The sequence below is a fragment of the Rhodococcus sp. S3 genome, from assembly GCF_058211795.1.
Genome location: NZ_CM177074.1, coordinates 4,482,458 through 4,504,697 on the forward strand (window position 1 = coordinate 4,482,458; position 22,240 = coordinate 4,504,697).

Consider the following 22,240-nt stretch of genomic DNA (forward strand, 5'->3'; position numbering starts at 1 on the left):
CTTACGTGTTCGACCGTTGGGGAGAGCTCGTCTACCGCGCGCGCTTCACCGTCATTGCGGTGATGGTCGCGGGGTTGCTCGCGCTCGCCGGGTACGGGCTGAGCCTGAACGATCACCTCAGCCAGAGCGGCTGGGACGATCCCGGTTCGGAGTCCGTCGCCGCTGCCAAGCTCGCCGACGGCACCTTCGGCCGCGACACCGCGGGCGACGTGTTGGTGCTGTACACGGCACCCGAGGGCAGCACGGTCGACGATCCCGCGTTCTCCGCGAAGGTCACCGACAGCCTGAACTCGCTGGTCGCCGAGCACCCCGACGAAATCCTCAAGATCAACGGTGCGTACTGGCCCACCGACAACGCACCGTCGCTGCCGACGCTGGCCGACCCGTCGCGCCAGCACGCGATCGCGTCGATCGCCATCGCCGGCGAGGACGACACGGAACTGACCGGCAACTTCCGCGAGGTCAAGGACGCGTTCTACATCGACGGCGTCGACGTGCAGCTCGCCGGTCTGCAGCCGATCTCCGGCGCGCTGAACGACACGATGGCCAACGACATCAAGCGCATGGAGATCCTCGCGATCCCTGCCGTCGGAATCCTGTTGTTCTTCGTCTTCGGCGGTGTCGTCGCGGCCGCGCTCCCGCTGATCACCGGTGGTCTCACGATCGTCGCGGCGAACGGCATCGTCCGGTTGATCACCAACTTCACCGAGGTCAACTCGTTCGTCGCGCCGGTCGTCTCGCTGATCGGTCTGGGTCTGGCGATCGACTACGGCCTGTTCATGGTGTCGCGTTTCCGTGAGGAACTCGCCGAGGGCTACGACACCCCGGCGGCGGTGCGGCGCACTGTCGTCACCGCAGGTCGCACGGTGGTGTTCTCGGCGACGATGGTGGTCACCAGCCTCGGTGGCCTCGTGCTGTTCCCGCAGGGCTTCCTCAAGTCGGTCGCCTACGGCGCGATCTCGGCGGTGTCGCTGGCCGCCCTGCTGTCCATCACGATCCTGCCCGCCATCCTGAGCATCCTCGGCAGGCGCATCGACAAGTTCGGCATGAAGCGCTTCGGGCAGATCCAGTCGAACGAGCAGGTCGAGAACAGCTTCCTCGGCCGCCTGTGCCGCTGGGTGATGGTCAACCCGATGAAGGTGACCATCCCGACGGTCATCGGTCTGCTGCTGCTCATCATGCCGCTGACCGGCATCAAGTTCGGCGGCATCAACGAGACCTACCTGCCGCCCGAGCACCCCACGCGCGTCGCGCAGGAGACCTTCGACGAACTGTTCCCCGGCCAGCGCGCCGAGCCGGTCAAGCTCGTCGTCCGCGGCGCCGAGGGCGGCGACCTCAACAAGATCATCACCACGGCCAGCGAAGCTCCCGGTCTCGTCGAGAAATTCACGATCACCGGCCCGGCGAAGGACGGCGTCCGCGTACTCAAGGCCGGCCTGACCGACCGCAACGAGTCCTCCGACACCGTCGAGTATCTGCACGCGGCCGAATGGCCCGAGGGTGTCGAAGTGCTCGTCGGCGGCACACCCGCGATCGAACAGGACTCGATCGCAGCCCTCCTCGACACCCTGCCGTTGATGGTCGTGGTGGTCGTCCTGCTGACGACGCTGCTGATGTTCCTGGCGTTCGGCTCGCTCGTGCTGCCGGTCAAGGCGGTGTTGATGAGCGCCCTGGGTCTCGGCTCGACCCTCGGCATCCTCACCTGGATCTTCATCGACGGCCACGGCGCCGACCTGCTCAACTTCACCCCGGGGCCGATCATGTCGCCGGTACTCGTGCTGATCATCGCGATCGTGTACGGCCTGTCGACCGACTACGAGGTGTTCCTGCTCTCCAGAATGGTCGAGGCGAGATCGATGGGGGCGAGCACCACCGAGTCGATCCGTATCGGTACCGCCCACACCGGCCGCATCATCACCGCGGCCGCCCTGATCCTCATCGTCGTCACCGGCGCCTTCGGGTTCTCCGAGCTGGTGATGATGAAGTACATCGCGTTCGGCATGATCGCCGCGCTGATCATCGACGCGACCGTCATCCGCATGTTCCTCGTGCCCGCCGTGATGAAGCTGCTCGGCGACGACTGCTGGTGGGCTCCGGCGTGGATGAAGCGGATCCAGGAGAAGATCGGCCTGGGCGAGCCGATCCTCGCCGACGAACTGATGCCCGAGGACGTTCCCGAGCTCATCACCGTCGGCATGTTCGGTCCGGCGACGGTCGCGGCCACGGGCGCGCACCGCTTCCCGGCAGGTGCCTTCGAGGGCGGCAGCGACCTCACGCAGCCGCTGCCCAAGATCGCTCCGCCGAGGCCGGCCGCCGAACAGCGCAAGCTCCGCGATCTCACGCCGCCGCCGGTGCGACGCCAGGCTCCGGGCCGTCCTTCGGTCCGTCCGGCCGCGCCCGCGTCCGGTCGTCCTCCTGCTGCTCCGCGCAACGGCGAACGGGTGCCGCCCGCAGCCGGACGTCCGATGCCGGCGAGCCGCCCGGTGCAGCCCGGTACGGGTCCGGGCCGTCCGTCGCGTCCGGTCCCGGAACCGCGTCGTCGTCCGGAGGATCGGCCGCAGGTGGACGAGCGCAACGGCTCGGCTCTTCCCGAGCGTCGCGCCCCGGAGAAGGGTGTCCCGGAGAAGCCCGAACGTCGTGCCCCCGAGGTGCCGCAGCGCGATGTCACGCAGCGCGGTGCGCTCGATGCCACACAGCGCGGTGCGCTCGACCAGACACAGCGCGGTGCGTCCGACCCGTCGTCGCCGTCGTCGGTGCCTCCGCTCCCCCGCCGTCAGCGCGGGGAAGTTCCGCCGCCGCTGCCGCAGTCGTTCGTCCGGCCACCGGCCGTTCCGGGCGATGCGGAGCCTCTGCCCGGCGCCCAGGCGTCGCGTCCGAGCGAGCCCGGCACCGGTCGTGGACGGGATCCGCAGGCGATCGAGAACTGGTTGTCGCAGTTGCGCCGCACGTCGCCCGGCGGGGGGTCGTCCGCGCAGCGTCCGCGGCCCGCATCCGACACACCGCGGCCATCCACATCCGACGCACCGCGTCCGCCGGCCCCCGGAGCGCAGCGACCCTCGACGCCGGAGCCGCAGCGACCCTCGGCACCGGAGCCCCAGCGACCCTCGGCGCCGCAGCCCCAGCGACCCGCAGCACCGGAATCGCAGCGTCCCCCGACTCCGGAGGCACCGCGACCTTCGGTGCAGGGACCTGCCCGGCCATCCGTGCCGGGTACGCAGCAGCCGCCCACGCAGGGCATGCAGCCTCCGGCTCAGGGCGGTCCTCGTCCGCCTCTGCCCTCGCGGTCCCGGGGGCAGGCGCAGCCGCCCCACCCGGCCGGCGAGCGAGAGGAAGCGCGAGCGGACGAATCGCAGCCGGAGCAGAACGACGCGGAGTCGCGGAGCCGTGGACGCCACGGTCCCGACAGCGGCCGTTCGATCAGCGTCAGTGAGCTGATCGCCCGGCAGCGTCGCGACTGACCTCCCGAACGAACCCGAGGCGACCCGCATGCGGGTCGCCTCGGGTGTTTCGAGGAGTCGGTCAGCTGCCGTTGAAGAACTTCCGCAGCCGCGTGGACAGCGGATGGGTGACGTTGAAGCTCCCGCCGCGGACCTTGCCCGTCACCACGACGTGCAGCGGCCCGTACGGCGCTCCGCCGCGCACCTTCGACGTCACGCTCGACGCGACGTTCTCGACGCCGTTGACATCGGCTGTGGCCTCGGCGGGGAGCACGATGTTGACCGAGCTGAGGTAGTCGCTGACGTCGATCCGCACGACCTGCGTCTGCATCACCGCTTCGGTGAAGTCGAGGGTCACGGAGGACGCGACGGTGTCGAGGACGATGGCGGGCGGCACGTGCCAGCGTCCCTTGCGTTCGATGCCGGAGACACGGCCCTTGATCACGAGAGGGGCGCCCTGGCCGGTCGCGGGATAGGCGCCTGCACTCGGCGTTGGGTAGCCGGCCGCGCTCGGCACGGGGTAGCCGGTCGCGCTCGGTGCGGGGTAGTGCGGCTGCGACATGCCCGGCAGGTTCTGGTCCTGGAACTCGGGCCGGATCTGGATGCCCGGCAGATCGACGAGCACCTGGTTCAGGTCGCCTCGGGTCTTGGCAGCGAGGACGGTGTCCATCCGTTCGGTGAACTCCCCGAGCGAGAGCATCCCCTGCCCGACCGCCCGCTGCAGAAGTTCGCCGACGTGCTCGCGCTCGGCGTCCGACACCCGCAGATCCCTCGGTTCCATGCCCCCGAGCTTAACGGGACGATCGGTATGGCTCACTCGCCGTGCGAGTGCTATTCGAGGCCCTGTTCGATGACGTAGCGGGTGAGTTCGACGCGGTTGGCGAGCTGCAGTTTGCGCAGCGTCGCCTGGACGTGGTTCTCCACGGTGCGGTGGCTGAGCGTCAGTCGTGCGGCGATCTGTTTCGCCGACAACCCTTTCGCGACGAGGCGCAACACTTCGGTCTCCCGTCCGGTCAGGGTCGGCGGGGGCCGGCGGTCTGCGACGTCGTTCGACATCCGGCGGTACTCGCCGAGCACGAGCCCGGCCAGTCCGGGGGTGAAGACGGCCTGTCCCCGCGCGGTCGCGAGGACTGCGTCGACGAGTTCGTGCACCGAGGCGCTCTTCACGAGATAGCCGGACGCACCGGCCTTGACGGCGCCGAGGACGTCGTCGCGTTCGGAGGACGCCGACAGGACGAGTACCCGGCTGTCCGGGGAGACCTCGAGGACGGCGCGGGTCGCCTCGGTGCCGGTGCCGTCGGGCATCGCCATGTCCATGAGCACGACGTCGGGGCGGACGACCGCGGCACGACGCGCGGCGCTCGCGACACCGTCGGCCTCGGCGACGACGGTGAACCCGGCCTCCTCGAGGTCACGTCCGACGGCGTTGCGCCAGATCGGGTGGTCGTCGACCACCATCACGCTGACGGTGCCGCGTTCCTCCGCGGTGTTCTCGTGTGCTTCCGCGTTGATCTCGGCCACTCATTCCCCCTTCGGTACCCGGATCTCCCATTCGGTTCCTTCGCCTACGTCACTGTCGAGCAGTGCGACGCCGCCGAGCCATTCCGCTCGCCCGACGATCGACTTGGACACCCCCATGCGTCCCTGTTCGCGAGCTTCGTCGAGTCTGCCCGGTGCGATCCCGACGCCGTCGTCCCGGATGCTGAGCACGATCTCGTCGCCGAGATCCTCGAGCAGGATGTAGGCGGCGGCCCCGGCGCCGGCGTGCAGTTGCGTGTTCGACAGCGCCGCGGTCGTGAGCGCCGCGAGTTCCTCCGCTCGATCCCGCGGGATCATGATCGGATCGGCGGGCGCGGAGACCGTCGCGGTCGTCCCGGCGCGGGCCCGGACGAGTGCGGTGAGGTCGGCGTCCTGACCGCCGCGGTCGACGTCGGTGTCCTGTTCGGAGATCAGTTGCCGCAGCGCGGTCTCCTGTTCGCGGGCCAGCTCGGCGAGCTCCGTCGCACCACCACCCAGCTCGACTCCGCGCCGCTGCACGAGCGCGAGCACCTGGAGGACGCCGTCGTGCACCTGCCGGGCGAGCCGGTCCCGTTCCTCGGTGGCCGCTGCCACGCGCACGGCCTGCTCGAGTTGCCGGTGCGCACTGCGCGCGGTGGTGGTGGCGAACCCCATCGCCACACCGCACGCGACGAGCACGGGCGCCGTCGCGTCCCGCCACAGATCGAGGTTGATCTGGTCGCGCACTACCGCACTGACGACGGACATCAGCAGCGCCGAACCGATGCCGGTGAGCGGACCACCGAGGATCGCGGCCGAGAGCACGGCGTTGGCGACCCACAGCGTGGTGGGCATGGTCTGGTGGTTGCTGTACCAGTCGTGGTCGGCGACCAGCCGGGTCGCCGCCATCAACGCGACGGCGAGGATCTGGTCGACCACGGTGACCGTGCGCCTCAGTCGTGCCTCGCGGGAGAGCAGCACCGCCGAGACGAGCGACCACGTCACGAGCACCCCGACGAAGAACCACGACAGGCCCGGACGGGTGTAGTTCACGACGGTCGAGAACTGCGATCCCACCGCATATGCGACGGTCACGAGCCGGAAGACCTGGGCGGCCCGCCACAGGGGCGCATCCGCGTCGGGACCGGTCGGAGACGGCCTCATGTGTACGTTTCGCACCTTTCGTCACGGTGGGTGGGGCGAGTGAATCCAACCACTCCTCACCCCCAACGGTGACCGCCCCATCCTGTGACCGTCCGCACAGTGGTTTGATTTGAAGTCGTGCTGAGGTCGTACCGAGCTGTCGCCGCCACCTTGCGGAGTCGTTGGCCGCTCTACATGGTCTCCATGGGCGCGTCGAACCTGTTCGGTGCGATGCTCGTGTTCGCCTTCGTCCGGTACGGCATCCCCATCGCCGAGACCGACGCCATCATCGCGGATCGGGTCCGCAACTTCGCGGTCTTCGCGGTGTACCTGGTCTTCGCCGGCATCGTGAGCCTCGGCGCCGCGGCGATCACGCTGCGCTCGGTCGTCCGGTGGCAGCTCCGCGGCGGACCGCCCACCCGGGCGGAGCAGATGGCGGCCCTGCACGCCCCGCTGCGACAGGCGATCGTGCATCTCGGCCTGTGGCTGCTCGGTGGCGTGCTCTTCGTCTTCCTCACAGCCGAGGAGATGCCGTCGCTCGCGGTGGCGGTGTCGGTCACCGTCGCAATGGCCGCGACCAGCACCTTCGGTTTCACCTACATGCTCGGTGAACGCATCCTGCGGCCGGTCGCCGCGCGGGCGCTGAGCGAGGGGAACTTCGACCGGACGATGGCTCCCGGCGTCGGTACGCGCCTGGCCATGACCTGGGGTCTGGGCACGCTCATGCCGGTCGCCGGGATCGTGCTGCTGTGCGTGACGCAGTTGAGCGCCAACACCGACTTCGACGCCGACGCGCTCGCCCTGTCCGTACTCGCGCTCGCGGTGACGTCGATCGGCCTCGCGCTCGTGTTGTCACTGCTGACGTCGGCGCAGATCTCCGACCCGATCAAGCAGTTGCGCTGGGCGATCGAACGCGTGCAGCGCGGCGCCTCGGGAGTGCAGGTCGAGGTGTTCGACGGCAGTGAGATCGGACGCCTGCAGGTCGGCTTCAACCGCATGATGGCCGAGTCCGACGAACGCCGACGTCTGCGGGAGTTGTTCGGTCAGCACGTCGGCGAGGACGTCGCGCGCCGGGCCCTGCAGTACGGCACCGAACTCGGTGGTGAGACGCGCTACGTCGCGGTGCTGTTCGTCGACATGGTGGGTTCGACGGCGACGGCCGCCGAGCGCCCGCCGAGCGAGGTCGTCGAACTGCTCAACGAGTTCTTCCGTGTCGTCGTCGAGGTGGTCGACCACCATCACGGCTTCGTCAACAAGTTCATGGGCGACGCGGCATTGGTGATCTTCGGCGCTCCCCTCGACCGGCCCGACGCCCCCACGGCGGCGCTCGCGGCGGCCCGCGAACTGCGTTTCGCTCTGGACGAGATCACCGGACTCGATGTCGGGATCGGCGTGTCGGCGGGACTCGCGGTGGCCGGCAACATCGGCGCGGCGGAGCGCTTCGAGTACACGGTGATCGGCGACCCGGTCAACGAGGCCTCGCGCCTGACCGAGCTCGCGAAACTGCGTCCGAGCAGGGTTCTCGCGTCATCGAGCGCGTTGTACTTCGCGGACGACGAGGAGCGCAGCCACTGGGAACTCGGCGACGAGGTGCAGCTGCGCGGCCGGCGGCGGATGACCCATCTCGCCTGGCCCGTGCGCTATCCCGGAGCCCCCGGAGAAGCGAACGGGACGGACGAATCGAACACTTCGACGGACGAGTGACGGCCCGTCCCGCAGGACCCGCGAACGACGCGGAACGGCCATAGCGCCCTCTTCGTGACCCGACGGTCGGTTACGGTGAACAGCGTGGCGCAGCCGCACGACGATCCTCCATGCCCCGACGCCACGCCGCGTCGGGGCTCGTTCCGGTGGATCAAGTGGGTCTCGGCGATCGCTCTTGTGGCCCTGCTGACGGTCGAGGCGATCTATCTGTGGCCGACGATGAGCGACTCGTGGCGCGCGGTCACGGAGATGCACTGGGGCTGGTTCGCGGCGGCCGTATTGGCGCAGATGATCTCCCTCAGCGGCTTCGCGGGAGTGCAGCAGCGACTGCTCCGCGCCGGCGGGGTGCGTGTCGGGCACTGGCGGTCGGCGTCGGTGATCTACGGCAGCACGGCGATGGCGGTGACCCTGCCCGCAGGACCGGTCTTCTCCACGGCCTTCACCTACAAGCAGACCCGCAAGTGGGGCGCGACTCCCGTGGTCGCCTCGTGGCAGCTCGCGGTCTCGGGCGTCATCGCGGCGGTGACCCTGGCGTCGGTGGGCATGATCGGCGCGTTCGCGGTCGGCAGCCGGATCAGTCCCGTCACGCTCGTGTTGTCGCTCGCCGGCGCGATCGCGTTGATCTTCGGCCTGCGGTACGTCGCGAAGAACCCCATGTCGATCGAAGCGGCGGGCACGTGGGTGCTCCATCGGGTCAACCGCATCACGAGGAAGCCGAGGGACACCGGCTTCGACGTCTTCGAACGCACCCTCGCGCAGGTCGAGGCCGTCGAACTCGCGCGTCGCGACGGCGTGGCCGCCGTGGCGTGGTCGGCCGTGCACCGCGCAGCCGATGTCGCATGCCTCGGACTGGCGTGCTGGGCCGTCGGCGGCTCTCCGTCGGTGGCGGGGTTGTTCATCGCGTTCGCGGCGGCGAAGGCCGTGGGCAGCGTGCCGCTCGCGCCGGGCGGCCTCGGATTCGTGGACGGCACCCTCATCGCGACGCTCACCGCCGCCGGACTGAGCGCGTCGCAGTCGCTGGCAGCGGTCTTCGTGTACCGGATGGTGAGCTTCGCGTTCGTGGCCCTGGCGGGCTGGGCCACCGTCGCCGCGATGTACCGGGGCAACGGACCCGACGAGATCGATCCGATCGCCGAGCGCGCGGAACACGAGCGCAGCACCCTCGAACGGCGACGTCGTCCGGTCGAGAATCCCGAGCCGGCGTGATCCGCCCCACAATGTAGTTGCGCAAGCAACTATTCGGTGGCATGGTTGTCGACAAGCAGTTGAAAGTTTAATCATCGAGGAGGACCACCATGACCACCGCCACCACCACCTTCCCCGGCCTGACCACCGGCACCTGGGCCATCGACCCCGTCCACTCGAACGTGGGCTTCACCGTCCGGCACCTCGTCGTCAGCAAGGTTCGCGGCACCTTCGAGAACTTCTCCGGCGCCATCACCGTCGCCGAGGACGGCACCGCATCGGTGAACGCCGAGATCGACGTCAAGTCGATCAACACCAAGAACGCCGACCGCGACGCGCACATCCGCTCCGCCGACTTCTTCGACGCCGAGCAGTTCCCCGTCGCCACCTTCACCTCGACCGACGTGCGTGCCGACGGTGACGACTACATCGTCACGGGCGACTTCACGCTCCACGGCGTCACCCTCCCGGTCGACCTGAAGCTCGAGTTCAACGGCGTCAACCCCGGCATGGGCCAGGGCCCGGTCGCCGGCTTCGAGGCCACCACCGTCATCAACCGCAAGGATTTCGGCATCAGCATCGAGATGCCGCTCGAAGGCGGCGGAGCCGTCGTCGGCGACAAGATCACCATCACCCTCGAGATCGAGGCCGGCCTGCAGGCCTGACCCCTCTCTCACAGACAGCGCCTCTGCTCCGGCAGGGGCGCTGTCGTGTTCCACCCGCTCTACCGGCACGGATCGTGCTCGAGAGCACGCGCCGGAGATTCCGGCGCGCCCCACGCCGCCGCTACTCTGGACCCGTGAAGAAGTACACCCCGGCGTTGGCGATCGACGTCGTTCTCGTCGTCGTATTCGCCGTGCTCGGTCGTTCCAGCCACGACGAAGTGCTCGATCTCGTGGGGCTCGCAGGAACGGCGTGGCCGTTCCTCGGCGGCCTCACCGTCGGATGGTTCCTCACCGCGTGGCTCTACCGCGACAAGTTCGACGCCTTCGCGGCCGTTCCCACCGGCCTCCTCGTATGGGTGAGCACTCTCGTCGTCGGGATGCTGCTGCGTGCCGTCACCGGTCAGGGCACCGCGACCGCCTTCATCATCGTTGCGACGATCTTCCTCGGCCTGTTCCTGGTGGGCTGGCGCGTCGTCGTCGGGCTGCTCCAGCGCCGCAAGGTCGACGCGCACTGACCACCCCGCGGTCGACGCCCACTGACCGCCCCGCGGTCGACGCCCACTGACCGCCCCGCGGTCGACGCTCACCGACCTCTCGGTCTCGTTTCTCACACTCGCACCCGAAGTGTGATCTGCGACCGCGGGATACGCGAATTTTTCGCGCTCGCGCCCCGCGCGGTGGAACAGTGGGGATCATGTCCACGCTGGAACCACCTACTCTGACCGGGTCGCGATCCGACCATCGGTTCTTCGGCCAGCCACTACCCCTGGCCAACCTGTTCGGTGTCGAGATGTGGGAGCGATTCTCCTTCTACGGCATGCAGGGCATCCTGATCTACTACCTGTACTACTCGGCATCCGAGGGCGGGCTGGGGATCAGTCAGGGGGCCGCGACCTCCATCGTCGGCGCCTACGGCGGCACGGTCTACCTGTCGACGATTCTCGGGGCGTGGATCGCCGACCGGTTGCTGGGTTCCGAACGAACCCTGTTCTACAGTGCCGTGCTCATCATGTTCGGCCACATCGCGCTCGCGGTGCTTCCCGGTTTCGTGGGAGTCGGTGTCGGCCTGGTACTGGTCGCGTTCGGTAGCGGTGGCCTGAAGGCCACGGCGACGTCGATCGTCGGCGATCTCTACGACGAGCAGGACCCCCGACGCGACGCCGGCTTCTCCATCTTTTACATGGGCGTGAACATCGGCGCGCTCGTCGGCCCGCTGCTCACCGGCTTCCTGCAGACGCGCTACGGCTTCCACTGGGGCTTCGGTCTCGCCGCGGTCGGCATGTTCCTCGGCCTGCTGCAGTACACGATCTACCGCAAGCATCTCGGCGACATCGGCAAGGTGCCGCCGCATCCCCTGCCCGCCGAGACCCGTACGAAAGCGGCCGGGATCGGTCTGGTCGCCGTGGTCCTCATCGCGGTCGCCGCGCTGACGGGCCTCGTCACGACGAGCAACATGTCCGACATCGTCGTCGCCCTGACCATCATCGCGACGATCACCTACTTCGTCATCATGCTGTCGAGCAAGCAGATCACCCCGGTCGAGCGCAGCCGGGTGCTGTCGTTCATCCCGATGTTCATCGCGAGCGCGGTGTTCTGGTCGCTCTTCCAGCAGCAGTTCACGATGGTCGCCGTCTACGCCGACACGCGCCTGAACCGCGACCTGTTCGGGTGGGAGTTCCCGCCGTCCTGGGTGCAGTCGATCAACCCGGTCTTCATCATCCTGTTCGCGGGTGTCTTCGCCGCCGTGTGGACCAAGCTCGGACCGCGTCAGCCGTCGTCGCCCATCAAGTTCGCCGCGGGCACGATCATCATGGGTATCGCCTTCCTGTGCTTCATCCCCATGGCCGGTGGTGGCCCCAACAGCGCTCCGCTGCTCGGACTCGTCTTCATCCTGCTGCTGTTCACCTTCGCCGAACTGTTCCTGTCCCCCGTCGGACTGTCGCTGTCGACGAAGCTCGCGCCGAAGAACTTCCACACGCAGATGGTCGCGTTGTTCTACCTGTCCGTCGCGTGCGGTACGGCCATGGCCGGCACCCTCGCCGGGTTCTACGACGAGAACAACGAGGTGCCGTACTACCTGTGGATCGGCGGAGCGTCGATCGCAGTGGGCATCGTGCTGGCCCTGTTCGCACCGCGCATCAAGAAGCTCATGCACGGCGTGCAGTGACCCCGGCTGCACAGAGTGCAGTGACACCGCTGCACAGAGACACCGCTCAGCGGAGAGCGAGCCATACCGCCAACCCGAACCCTGCAAGCGCGACACCCACGCGCAGCAGGTTCGGGGGTATGCGCCGCACGAGCGGCGGACCGCAGTAGCCACCGGCGAACGCGCCGACGGCCATCGCGGCCGCCGCTCCCCAGTGCACGGGTCCGAAGACGGCGAACCCGATCGCCGCGACCAGGTTGGCGACGCCGAGCAGGTAACTCTTGAGGATGCTCGCGCGCCAGATCTGCTCGGACGTGCAGATCAGCACCAGCGCGTAGAAGACGACGCCCGCGCCGGCACCGAAGTATCCGCCGTAGACCGCAACGACGAAGACCGCCACGGAGAACACCCGCGGCAGGTCGCGGCCGCCGGCCAGGGTGCGGATGCGTGGCTGGAGCAGCAGCGCGAGAGCGGCGAGCGCAACGAATCCCGGAACGATCGCTTCGAACGAGTCGGGCGGGGCGACGAGCAGGACGGCCGCCCCCACCACACCGCCGAGCGCGGCGTAGAGCGTCCACCACCACACGCGGGGGCCGGTGTCGACGACCTCCCGCGCCGAGTTCGTCAGCGCCCCGACACCGACACCGACCATCGCGACGGTGTTGGTGACGTTCGCCGCGACCGGCGGGAGGCCGACGGCGAGCAACGCCGGATACGAGACGATCGACGCCAGGCCGGTGACGAACCCGACGACACCCGCGAAGAATCCGGCAACCACGAGCAGGGCCAGGTCGAGGACGGTCACGATCGCTCAACGTACCTGTGTGCCGTGAGACCGTCCTCCGGCGGATCAGTGTGCCGTGGACCGTCCTCCGGCGGATCAGTGTGCCGTGGACCGTCCTCCGGCGGATCAGTGTGCCGTGGACCGGGCTCCGGCGGTCACTCCCCGAGCAGGGGTTCTCCGAGCTTGCGCAGGAAGGTGTCGGCCATCTTGATCGCGCGGTCGCCGCCGTCGGCATCGGCGACGAAGACCGCGAAGGCCAGGTCGCCGCCGGTGTAGCCGAAGAACCAGCGGTCCTCGCCGCTCGCCGCGGCGATACCCGCGAGACCGGCGTGTCCGCGGAGGAAGGACGCCGGGCCGTTCTGCACGTTGTCGATCATCATGCCGCGCAGCGCGTCGATCACCGAGCCGGGCAGCGCCTCGGGGGCGTCGTGGACGACCGTCTCCTGGCCCTGCACGATCGTCGGGACAGCGGCACTGCCTCGTGCGACCGAGGCGGCGAGCACCGCGGCGCCGAGCGGCGTGATCAGGTTCTCGTCGGAGTCCGATCCGGCGAACTGGACCACTCCGGACCGGTTGTGGCCGATCTGCGAGGTCTCGAACTCGAAGCCCGGCACGTCGTAGTCGACGCCGAGGCCGAGACGACGGGCGGTCGCGGCGACATCGTCGGACCCCACGTCGTTCGGATCGACACCGCGTTCGAGACCGGCCGCGAGCCGGACCGGATCGAGAACACCGCCGGCCGGGTAGAGGCCGTGGGTGATGACGGGACCGAGTTCCATGGCCCAGTTGTTGACGTCGGCGGCGAGGATGCCGCCGGTCGACGGCTGGATGGCGACCAGCGCGGCCGGGGTACCGGCGGTGACGACCGCTTCCTTCGCAGCGAGCTGCACCTGGGAGTCGACGGTCGCCTGCAGATCCGGGGGCGGCGGGCCCTGGAAGCCGGCCACCTGGATCGGGCCGTCCTCGGGATCCTCGAGGGTGACCGCCCAGCCCGCCGTCCGGTCGCGTTCGAGCTGCCAGGCCGAGCGCAGCGAGTCGAGCAGCGGCGTGGAGATCCGCCGATCGGCGCTGATCAGGGTGGGTGTCGTGAGCACCTCGACGCCGGGGATCGACACGATGCCGTCCTCGAGGAACTGGTAGTCCTGGTCGCGGAGCTTGACCGCGGTGATCCGGTTGCCGGGGTTCTCCGCCATCCGCTCCTGCATCAGCTGGGCGGTGATGACGGGCGCGACCGGCTCGAGGACCGCCGCGAGGCGATTCGTGGTGTCGACGGGATCGGGCATCGCCGCCGGGTCGAGCACCACGGCGTTGATGGTCTGTTCCTCCATGAGGAGGCGGCCCGTGCGGTCGAAGATCTTCGGCGGCGCGGCGTCGGTGCGCACGTGATGGACGGTGCGTCCGCCCGACAGATCGGGGACGACGACCTCCGGGTCCCAGGACACACGCCAGCCGACGGCGAGCTTCCGCACCGAACCGGTGACCTGATACGACCAGTCCTTGCCCTCACCGAAGTTCCAGCCGGCGGAGAGCGTGAAGTATCCCGAGTCGTCGTTGAGTTCGACGAGCTGGGTGACGTCGTAGTCGACGGTGCCGTCGGACAGACCGTCGTACATCTGCGAGATCGTTTCCTCCGCCGCGTTCGGGTAGGAGGTCAGGGCCGCCGCTGCGCCCACATCACGATCGTCGAGGGCGGCGACGAAGTCGTCGACGAGGCGTTGCGCCTCGCTTCGAGAATCCGAGAACACAACCGTCGTCAGCGCGACGACAGCCACGACGAGGCACACGGCCAGCGCGACGATGCGCCCCCGCTTCCCCCGCCAATCACGAAATCTCATATGCAACAACCTTCACTTCAGTCACACGAGATACCAGCACGCGTTGTGCACGAACACATCACAATTGCGCCACGCGTCCCTACCCCCTCAGCCATCGCCCCGCCGCCTCGACGGCAGGGGCCGAGCCGTCCGCCCCCGACACGAACACCGCAAAGGCAAGATTATCCTGTGATCCGATAAACCAGCCGTGCGCCCCGACGTTGTCACCGTACTCCGCCGTCCCCGTCTTCCCCGTCAGATCGGGAATATCGCGCAACGTGCCGGCTGTACCCTCGATCACAGTCTCGCGCATCATCTCTCGCAGTGCCGCGAGCACGTTCTCGGGCATCGGTTCGGCGTCCCGATCCGCGGTCGCCGGCTGCCCCTCGACAATCGCCGGAACCGGCGTTCGATCGTTCGCCACCGAGGCTGCGACCAGCGCCATCCCGAACGGCGACGCCGTCACCTGCCCCTGCCCGATCGCTGCCTCCACGCGGGCCGCATCGGTGTCGGCGACCGGCACGTCACCCGTGACCGTGACGAGACCGGGCGTGACGTAATCGATGCCGAGACCGAACCGTTCTGCAGTCGCGCGCAGGGCGTCGGGCGGCAGGTCCAGAGCGAGCTGCCCCATCGTCGTATTGCACGAGAACGCGAACGCGGTGTGCAGCGGCACCGGGCCGAGATCGAAGTTCTCGTCGTTGGGGATCGTGCGCGAACCGATCGAGGCGACGCCCGGGCACGGCAGCACGGTGTCGGGTTCGGCGAGCCCGGCATCGAGCGCCGCCGCCGTGGTCACCACCTTGAACGTCGACCCCGGCGGGTAGAGGCCGGTCGCGGCGATCGGCCCCTCGGCGTCGGCCTCGTCGTTCTGGGCCATCGTGCGGATCGCGCCCGTCGAGGGTTCGATCCCGACGATCACCGCGGGCGTGTCGAAACCGGCGAGGACCTCCTCGGCCCGTCGCTGCAGGTCGAGATCGATCGTGCTGGTCAGGTCGGGTGCCTCCGGTCCCGCTTCGCCGGCGACCTGGCTCGTCGTGCCGTCCGTCGCGACCCGCCGGATCACCCAGCCCGCCGAGGCATCCTGCCCCTCCTGCCAGAGTTCGGCGAGGCCGGACCACACGGGCGAGGCGAGATCGCGCTCGGTGGTGAGCAGACGGGTCTGCGGCACGAGCGTCACACCGGGCAGCGCGGCGAGGCGATCCTCGATCGGCGCGAGGTCCTCCTCACGCAGCGTGATCACTCCCGCAGTCCCGCCGGCGGCCGCCGCGACCTGCTCGGCGAGGCTCTCCGCCGTGATGGTCGGGACGACCGTGGCCAGCACGGGAGCGACCGCGGCGGGATCGGCGGTCGCATCCAGGTTCACGACGGTGACGACCTGCTCCCCCATGAGCGGCCGCCCGGCCCGGTCGAAGATCGTGGGCGGGGCGCCGACGGTGGTCAGGTACTCCAGCGACGCGCCACCCGCCAGCTCCGGCGACAGCACCGTGGGATCCCAGCGGACCCGCCACGCATCGGCCTCCGGATCCTCCGTCGCGCTGCCGGTGGTGCGGTACGACCAGTCGCGCCCCTCCCCGAAGGTCCACGTCACGTCGAGCTCGAAGGTGTCGTCGTCGCCCGTCCCCGCGACACTCACGGTGGGATCGTCGTGGCCGAGCCCGGCGAAGAGGGCGTCGATCGCGGACTCCGCGGCCACCGGATCGGTGGTCGACGCCGCCGCGCCGGAGACGTCGCCGGCGTCGAGAGCGGCAGCGAACTCCTCCGCGATCGTCTCCGGCTGATCGGGGCCGGTCGCACACGCCGACAGCGACAGCACCGTGGCTGCCGCGACACCCATACCAATCAGTCGGATCCGCACGGTCCCGATCATGCCTGCACTTCCGAGCCCGTGCCTGTTATCGCAGGTAGGAGTCGGGGTGAAATATTCGGTTGCATACCGGACGGTGCGGGATCACCATGGTGTTCGCATCCCGTACCCGTCGATCGGAGAAGTCCGTTGCTCCTGTGAGAGGTCCCGTCCCCCGCGCACTCGCGCAATCGACCCTCACCCTTCGGGAGCCACCATGTCTTCATCCGGTATCACGCTGTCCGCACTCTCCTACGTCCATCCGGACGGCATCGTCGCCGTGCAGGATCTCGACGCCGTCGTCCCGGCCGGGCGGATCGGCCTGGTGGGCCGCAACGGAAGTGGGAAGACCACCCTGCTGCGGCTCATCGCGGGTGAACTCCGCCCGACCTCCGGTTCGTCGACGGTGCGCGGACGGGTCGCCTACCTTCCCCAGGACGTGACCCTCGATCCGACGGTGCCGGTCGATTCCGTCCTCGGTATCGGAGAGATCCGGAAGTCACTGCGACGCATCGAATCCGGATCGTTCGACGATCGGGACTTCGAGGTCGTCGCCGACCGGTGGGACATCGAGGACCGCGCCCTCGCGCTCATGCACCGAGTCGGCCTCGACCGGATCCTGCACGACGCCGGGGATTTCGATCGCACCGTCGGTCAGCTCTCCGGCGGGGAGACGGTGCTGCTCGCCTTCACCGCACGCCTGCTCGACGAGCCGGACGTGCTGCTGCTCGACGAGCCGACGAACAATCTCGACGCCGACGGTCGTGCGCGCCTGCAGGATGCACTCGACAGGTTCCCCGGCACGGTGCTCGTCGCCGGGCACGACCGGGAACTGCTCGACCGCACGGATGCGATCGCCGAACTGCGCAACGGTGCGTTGCGCCTGTTCGGCGGCGGGTTCGGCGAATACGAGCGGATCGTCGCGGAGGAACAGGAGGCGGCACGGGCTGCGGTGCGGGATGCCCGCAACGACGTGCGGCGCCAGGCACGCGAACTGGCGGCGGCGCACGTCACGATCGCCCGGCGGCAACGCTACGGGCAGAAGATGTACGAGCAGAAGCGCGAACCCAAGATCGTCATGGGCGCGCGCAAACGGCAGGCGCAGGAATCCGCCGGGCGTTTCCGCCGCGAGCACGAGGAGGATCTGACCACGGCACGGGAGAACCTGGACCGTGCGAAGGACGCGGTGCGCGACGATCCGGAGATCCGCATCGACCTGCCCGGGACCGCGGTTCCGCCCGGTCGGCGGGTGGCGGACGCACCGCTCGAGATCGTCGGGCCGGAGCGGATCGCGCTGCGCGGGCCCAACGGGTCGGGGAAGACGACCCTGCTGCACCGCATCGTCGAAGCGGAACCCCACGTTCCCTTCGCGTTGCTCCCGCAGCGGCTCGACATCTTCGACGACGATCGTTCGGTCGCGGAGAACGCCGAGGATCGGGCGCCGCACCTGACTCCGCAGCAGGTGCGGGCGCGTCTGGCGCGCTTCCTGTTCCGCGGCCGTCACGCCGAGGTCGCCGTGGGGGCGCTGTCGGGCGGGGAACGACTGCGGGCCGCGCTCGCGATCGTGCTCGCGGCCGATCCCGCTCCGCAGTTGCTGCTGTTGGACGAGCCCACCAACAACCTCGACCTGGCCGGTCTCGCGCACCTGACCCAGGCCCTGCGCGCCTACAGCGGTGCGCTCGTGGTGGTCTCGCACGACGAACGATTCCTCGAGGAGGTGGCGGTGGATCGGTCGGTCGAACTCGAAAGATGAGCCGTTCGGCGATACTGCTGGGATGAGCCATGCGACGAATCCCGCCGACGGCACCCGGATCCGGTTCACCACGGCAGGCCCCGAGGGGGCACCGGTCGTGCTGCTGGTCCACGGCAGTGCCCTGTCGTCGGCGGTGTGGCGGGCCTTCGGGTACGTGAAGGCGCTCGGCGGGGATTTCCGTCTGGTCATGCCCGATCTGCGTGGCCACGGCCGCAGCGACACCCCGCACGACGAGGATGCCTACGCGATGGACGCGATCGTCGGGGACCTGCTCGCCGTCCTGGACGCGGCGGGAGCCGACCGGGTGCACTACGTCGGCTATTCGTTCGGCGCCCGTGCAGGACTCGCGCTCGCCGTCGCCGCTCCGGAGCGGCTGGCGAGTCTGACCCTGCTCGGCGGGAGCGCACGCCCCCAGCAGGGAGCGATGGACGCGATGTTCTTCCCCGGCACCGTCGACGTGCTCGAGCGCGAGGGCATGGACGGTTTCATCCGTGCCTGGGAGGAAAGGCGTCGCACGCCGGTCGATCCCGCGACGCGTTCGGCCTTTTCTAAGAACGACGCGCAGGCTCTCGCCGCCTATTTCCGCCGGTCGGATCGGGAACCGGGAATCGGCGACGAGACACTCGCGGGCATCGACGTGCCCGTGCTCGCCGTCGTCGGGTCGGACGACCGCCTGCGTGTGGAGGACACCCGCGCGTTGTCGCGCACCGTCCCCGGTGCGCGACTCGCGATTCTGCGCGGGGTGGACCATGCCGAGACGGTCTCGGCCGCACTACCTGCGGTCGAGACCTTCCTCTCGGCACGCGCCGGCCGGAAACCGACCGACACGCGCTGATACTCGGTTCGGGCGCTCAGGCCGGGACGACGACCTGTTCCCGCGGTGTCATCGCCGGCACCGGCCGGGACTGCTGCGCCTTCCGGTGCGGTGCGACCACGGCCTTCTCCTGCGCAGCACGGGCAACCGCCTGCTGCCGGCCGACTCCGGATGCCTCCGCGAGCAGCGCCGATACCGACCGTTTCATGACCTCGACCGCCTCGGGCACCGACAGGCGCAGTACGTCCCGCAGCGATACCCAGGTAGGCCAGGTCGTCGACACTCCCAGCAGGTTCTCGATGTGGGTGCGGACGGTGTCGTCGACGCCCTCGAACTGGTCGGAGAACAACGCCCTGATCTCGTATCGCGCCCGGTCGAGATAGCGCAGGCGGTTGCGCTGCAATTCGCGCGAGAACGGCGCGCGGATCTCGGACGACCGCGCGAACGGCGCGATGTATTCGAGCAGTTCCGCCCGCTGCCTGCAGTAGGCGTCGATCCGTTCGTCGAGCGGCAGCGACGGATCGATCGGCTCGTAGGCGTCGTCCTGGCGCCGCATCAGTTCGGCACCGGTGGCGGCGAACAACGTCTCGAGATCGCCGAAGTGTCCCCACAACGATCGCAGGGACACCCCGGCCCGCGAGGCGATCTGCGCCCCTGTGGGTTTGAGCTCTCCCGCCCTGATGAGCGCGATATGAGCTTCTATGACGGCCTGCCGGGTGCGCTCTGCGCGAGCGCTCCTGCCGTCCGTCGTGACCGACGGCTTGTCGCCGTCCTTTCGTTCCGCGTACATCGCTCCCCCGATTTCCGCTCGGATTCCCCTCCGGACCGGTCACTCCCCTCGTCGGTGACCGGCATAACTTTTCTCATGGCGAACAATAGTCGACACAGCGGGGGAATTGTCATCCCCCTCCCGGAAATTGTCCTTTTTGCGAATTTCGAGTGGCTGTATGCAGGGCTTACTGTGCGAGCAATCCCTTCGCGATATGTGTTACTTGAATTTCGTTGCTACCGGCGTAGATCATCAACGATTTCGCATCACGCGCGAGTTGTTCGACACGATATTCGGCCATGTATCCGTTTCCCCCGAACAGTTGCACGGCCTCCATCGCCACCTCGGTCGCCGCCCGCGACGAGTACAGCTTCATCGCCGACGCCTCCGACAGGCTCACGGGCTTCCCCGCCTGCGCGCGCTCGATCGCGCTGAAGACCATGTTGCGGACGTTCACCCGCGCGATCTCCATCTCGGCGAGCTTGAGCTGGATCAACTGGAACTGGGCGATCTCCTTGCCCCACAGCTTCCGGGACTTCGCGTACTCCGTGCACAGCTTCAGGCACTGCTCGATGATGCCCAGGGCCAGATAGGCGATGCCGATCCGTTCGGTGGCGAAGGATTCGCGCGCGCTGTCCTTGCCGTCACTGCGACCGCCGTCCTCGGTCTCCCCGAGCAGCCGGTCGCGGGTCAGGCGCACGTTGTCGAAGAACAACTCGCCCGTCGGCGAGGAGTTCATGCCCATCTTCTTGAACGGTGGGCTCTGGGTGAGCCCTTCCATGCCCTTGTCCAGCACGAATGCAAGCACCTTGCGGTCGCGGCGATCCACCGAGGGATCCCCCTCGTCGAGCTTCGCGTACACGATGATCACGTCGGCGTACGGACCGTTGGTGATGAAGGTCTTCTGGCCGTTGAGGATGTAGTCCTCCCCGTCGCGGCGCACCGTCGTCTTCATCCCGCCGAAGGCGTCGGATCCCGAATCGGGTTCGGTGATCGCCCACGCACCGACCTTCTCGAAGGTCACCAGCTCGGGCAACCACCGCTTCTTCTGCGCGAGGGTGCCGCGGCTACGGATCGTGCCAGCCGTCAGACCCAGGCTGACGCCCAGCGAGGCGATGAGCCCGAGGCTCACCCCGGCGATCTCGATGTTGAGCAACGCCGCCATGCCCGGCGACCCGCCGGTACCTCCGGACGATCCCGAAGACTTCTCTCCGCGTTCCTCTTTCGCGAGGGCACGTTCGAGCGACTCGCGGGCCATCTCGTCGATGCCGAAAGTCGCGTACAACTTCCGGATGATGTCGTACGGCGGCAATTCTCCCGACTCGAGATTGTCGACGTGCGGACGGATTTCCTTCTCGATGAATCCGCGAAGTGCGTCGCGGAACATGAGGTCTGTGTCGGACCACTCGTACATGCACCGAACATAGAACAGGTGTCGATTCCCTCCCGCCCTTTCGTCCCACTGGGCAGTCGAAAACGCTCCACGTACAGCGTGCCGGTACTAGCCTTCGCCGCAGAGCACTCCGTCGGCGAGAGGGACATCGGAGATGGTCGATTCGAGTGGGTTTGCCGGCACGGACGTCCTCGCCCTGCACATGGGCGACGGTCTGATCGCCGACCGCGCATCCGCGTGGTTCTTCGTCATCGCCGTGATCGGGGTCAGCATCGCCGCCTGGTACGCACGCAGCGACCTGAACAAGAGGTCGGTGCCGACCGCGGCGGCGGTCTGCGCCCTGCTGTTCGCCCTGCAGGTGGTCGACGTACCGGTGCTGCCGGACGTCAGCGGCCACGTCGTGGGCGGCGCACTCGCGGCGATCCTGCTCGGCCCGTTCGTGGGTGCGGTCGCGTTGACGATCGTCCTGGTGGTGCAGGCCTTCGTCTTCGCCGACGGCGGCCTGTCGGCTCTGGGCGCCAACGTCACCAACATGGTGCTCGTCGCCATCGCCGCCGGTTTCCTCACCGCGACGGCACTGCGCGCACTGTGCGAACACCACGGGGTGCGGCGGTTCGTCATGCTCGGCCTGGTCTCGTTCGTCGCAGGGTTCGTCTCGGTCCTCGCGGCGGTGACGGGTTTCGTCGTCGAGTACGCCCTCGGCGGCACCTATGCGGTGCCGGTGTCGAACATCGGATTCCTCTACGCCACGCACATTCCCGTCGGGCTGGTCGAGGGTGTGGTGACGGCCGCCGTCGTCCTCGCCGTCGCGCGGATCTCCCCGGAATCCGTCCAACTCACCCGACTGCCGGTCAATCCTCTCGACGCGACCACCTCGCCGCCCCCGCCTCCGCGTCCGCGCGCTCGCGGGACGCTGTTCATCGGCCTGGCGTTCACTTCGCTCGTCGTCGCGGGGATCCTCGCACCGCTCGCCGTCGACACCCCCGGCGCTCTCGAGGTGGCCACCTCACGCGGCTGCGAGATCGACTCGCTCGCCGAGGATCTCACAGGCGATTGCATGGCGCGGGACGTCGAGGAACATCGGCTCGCCGACAGCGCACTGGCCGACTACACCATCGACGACCGTCCCGGTTCGACGGGTGTGGCCGCGGTGGTGGGGACGCTCGGCACCTTCGTCCTGGCCAGCGTGTGTTTCCGCGCTCTCGTGCCGCGGCCGGCGAAGACCACCACCGCCGAGCAGCGCTCACAGCAGCGGAGCAACTCTGCGGGCTGAGTCCGCAGGCTGCCGCG

17 protein-coding genes are annotated in these 22,240 nt (G+C 68.7%); 9 read left to right on the forward strand and 8 right to left on the reverse strand.

Annotated features, from left to right (window positions below; all coding sequences use genetic code 11):
* Positions 1-5: 5 nt before the first annotated feature.
* Complete coding sequence (locus tag AC0LPE_RS20680) at positions 6-3,458, forward strand: MMPL family transporter (protein ID WP_490605135.1); 3,453 nt, start codon at positions 6-8, stop codon at positions 3,456-3,458.
* A gap of 61 nt (positions 3,459-3,519) precedes the next feature.
* Here AC0LPE_RS20680 and AC0LPE_RS20685 read toward each other — a convergent pair whose 3' ends face one another.
* The 3 genes from AC0LPE_RS20685 to macS form a co-directional block, all read right to left on the reverse strand.
* Positions 3,520-4,218, reverse strand: a complete 699-nt coding sequence (locus AC0LPE_RS20685; protein WP_016694529.1) for a DUF1707 SHOCT-like domain-containing protein — start codon at positions 4,216-4,218, stop codon at positions 3,520-3,522.
* A gap of 50 nt (positions 4,219-4,268) precedes the next feature.
* The gene (locus AC0LPE_RS20690; RefSeq protein ID WP_060650815.1) at positions 4,269-4,895 is read right to left on the reverse strand and encodes a response regulator; all 627 of its coding nucleotides are present in this window, start codon (positions 4,893-4,895) and stop codon (positions 4,269-4,271) included.
* A gap of 63 nt (positions 4,896-4,958) precedes the next feature.
* Positions 4,959-6,098, reverse strand: a complete 1,140-nt coding sequence (macS, locus tag AC0LPE_RS20695) for a MacS family sensor histidine kinase (RefSeq protein WP_016694527.1) — start codon at positions 6,096-6,098, stop codon at positions 4,959-4,961.
* Positions 6,099-6,272: 174 nt separating this feature from the next.
* Between macS and AC0LPE_RS20700 the strand changes: the two genes are divergently transcribed.
* From AC0LPE_RS20700 to AC0LPE_RS20720, 5 genes are all read left to right on the forward strand, one after another.
* Positions 6,273-7,781, forward strand: a complete 1,509-nt coding sequence (locus AC0LPE_RS20700; protein ID WP_019290866.1) for an adenylate/guanylate cyclase domain-containing protein — start codon at positions 6,273-6,275, stop codon at positions 7,779-7,781.
* Between the two features lie 84 nt (positions 7,782-7,865).
* Positions 7,866-8,987, forward strand: coding sequence for a lysylphosphatidylglycerol synthase transmembrane domain-containing protein (locus AC0LPE_RS20705; RefSeq protein WP_490605136.1), 1,122 nt, complete (start codon positions 7,866-7,868; stop codon positions 8,985-8,987).
* An 89-nt stretch (positions 8,988-9,076) separates the two neighbouring features.
* Positions 9,077-9,631 (forward strand): YceI family protein, encoded by a 555-nt coding sequence (locus AC0LPE_RS20710; protein WP_490605137.1) that lies wholly within the window; start codon positions 9,077-9,079, stop codon positions 9,629-9,631.
* Between the two features lie 134 nt (positions 9,632-9,765).
* The gene (locus AC0LPE_RS20715) at positions 9,766-10,146 is read left to right on the forward strand and encodes a DUF3054 domain-containing protein (RefSeq protein ID WP_016694523.1); all 381 of its coding nucleotides are present in this window, start codon (positions 9,766-9,768) and stop codon (positions 10,144-10,146) included.
* Between the two features lie 179 nt (positions 10,147-10,325).
* Positions 10,326-11,798 (forward strand): peptide MFS transporter, encoded by a 1,473-nt coding sequence (locus AC0LPE_RS20720; RefSeq protein ID WP_037191483.1) that lies wholly within the window; start codon positions 10,326-10,328, stop codon positions 11,796-11,798.
* A gap of 46 nt (positions 11,799-11,844) precedes the next feature.
* On the opposite strand, the gene AC0LPE_RS20725 is transcribed toward AC0LPE_RS20720, so the two are convergent.
* The 3 genes from AC0LPE_RS20725 to AC0LPE_RS20735 all read right to left on the reverse strand — a co-directional run bounded on the left by AC0LPE_RS20725 (position 11,845) and on the right by AC0LPE_RS20735 (position 16,245).
* Complete coding sequence (locus AC0LPE_RS20725; protein WP_006552709.1) at positions 11,845-12,582, reverse strand: sulfite exporter TauE/SafE family protein; 738 nt, start codon at positions 12,580-12,582, stop codon at positions 11,845-11,847.
* 134 nt (positions 12,583-12,716) lie between these two features.
* On the reverse strand, positions 12,717-14,396 hold the full coding sequence (locus tag AC0LPE_RS20730) for an NTF2-like N-terminal transpeptidase domain-containing protein (protein ID WP_490605138.1): 1,680 nt from the start codon (positions 14,394-14,396) through the stop codon (positions 12,717-12,719).
* A 79-nt stretch (positions 14,397-14,475) separates the two neighbouring features.
* Positions 14,476-16,245 (reverse strand): penicillin-binding transpeptidase domain-containing protein, encoded by a 1,770-nt coding sequence (locus AC0LPE_RS20735; protein WP_423658244.1) that lies wholly within the window; start codon positions 16,243-16,245, stop codon positions 14,476-14,478.
* Between the two features lie 193 nt (positions 16,246-16,438).
* Here AC0LPE_RS20735 and AC0LPE_RS20740 point away from each other — a divergent pair, with 193 nt between their 5' ends.
* Positions 16,439-17,974, forward strand: coding sequence for an ABC-F family ATP-binding cassette domain-containing protein (locus tag AC0LPE_RS20740; RefSeq protein WP_490605139.1), 1,536 nt, complete (start codon positions 16,439-16,441; stop codon positions 17,972-17,974).
* A gap of 22 nt (positions 17,975-17,996) precedes the next feature.
* Positions 17,997-18,809: an alpha/beta fold hydrolase gene (locus AC0LPE_RS20745; RefSeq protein ID WP_160874135.1), complete on the forward strand. Its 813-nt coding sequence runs from the start codon at positions 17,997-17,999 to the stop codon at positions 18,807-18,809.
* A 16-nt stretch (positions 18,810-18,825) separates the two neighbouring features.
* On the opposite strand, the gene AC0LPE_RS20750 is transcribed toward AC0LPE_RS20745, so the two are convergent.
* Both AC0LPE_RS20750 and AC0LPE_RS20755 read right to left on the reverse strand, forming a co-directional pair.
* Positions 18,826-19,416, reverse strand: a complete 591-nt coding sequence (locus tag AC0LPE_RS20750) for a TetR family transcriptional regulator (RefSeq protein ID WP_120283693.1) — start codon at positions 19,414-19,416, stop codon at positions 18,826-18,828.
* A 328-nt stretch (positions 19,417-19,744) separates the two neighbouring features.
* The gene (locus AC0LPE_RS20755; protein WP_160874137.1) at positions 19,745-20,971 is read right to left on the reverse strand and encodes an acyl-CoA dehydrogenase family protein; all 1,227 of its coding nucleotides are present in this window, start codon (positions 20,969-20,971) and stop codon (positions 19,745-19,747) included.
* A 133-nt stretch (positions 20,972-21,104) separates the two neighbouring features.
* Here AC0LPE_RS20755 and AC0LPE_RS20760 point away from each other — a divergent pair, with 133 nt between their 5' ends.
* Positions 21,105-22,223: an energy-coupling factor ABC transporter permease gene (locus AC0LPE_RS20760; protein ID WP_088898272.1), complete on the forward strand. Its 1,119-nt coding sequence runs from the start codon at positions 21,105-21,107 to the stop codon at positions 22,221-22,223.
* The last annotated feature ends 17 nt before the right edge of the window (positions 22,224-22,240 follow it).

Coding starts and splice junctions, on each gene's coding strand:
- AC0LPE_RS20685 (WP_016694529.1), bottom strand. CDS start 4,218: ATGGAACCGAGGGATCTGCGGGTGTCGGACGCCGAGCGCGAGCACGTC.
- AC0LPE_RS20690 (WP_060650815.1), bottom strand. CDS start 4,895: ATGGTGGTCGACGACCACCCGATCTGGCGCAACGCCGTCGGACGTGAC.
- macS (WP_016694527.1), bottom strand. CDS start 6,098: ATGAGGCCGTCTCCGACCGGTCCCGACGCGGATGCGCCCCTGTGGCGG.
- AC0LPE_RS20700 (WP_019290866.1), top strand. CDS start 6,273: ATGGTCTCCATGGGCGCGTCGAACCTGTTCGGTGCGATGCTCGTGTTC.
- AC0LPE_RS20710 (WP_490605137.1), top strand. CDS start 9,077: ATGACCACCGCCACCACCACCTTCCCCGGCCTGACCACCGGCACCTGG.
- AC0LPE_RS20720 (WP_037191483.1), top strand. CDS start 10,326: ATGTCCACGCTGGAACCACCTACTCTGACCGGGTCGCGATCCGACCAT.
- AC0LPE_RS20730 (WP_490605138.1), bottom strand. CDS start 14,396: ATGAGATTTCGTGATTGGCGGGGGAAGCGGGGGCGCATCGTCGCGCTG.
- AC0LPE_RS20735 (WP_423658244.1), bottom strand. CDS start 16,245: ATGATCGGGACCGTGCGGATCCGACTGATTGGTATGGGTGTCGCGGCA.
- AC0LPE_RS20740 (WP_490605139.1), top strand. CDS start 16,439: ATGTCTTCATCCGGTATCACGCTGTCCGCACTCTCCTACGTCCATCCG.
- AC0LPE_RS20745 (WP_160874135.1), top strand. CDS start 17,997: ATGAGCCATGCGACGAATCCCGCCGACGGCACCCGGATCCGGTTCACC.
- AC0LPE_RS20755 (WP_160874137.1), bottom strand. CDS start 20,971: ATGTACGAGTGGTCCGACACAGACCTCATGTTCCGCGACGCACTTCGC.
- AC0LPE_RS20760 (WP_088898272.1), top strand. CDS start 21,105: ATGGTCGATTCGAGTGGGTTTGCCGGCACGGACGTCCTCGCCCTGCAC.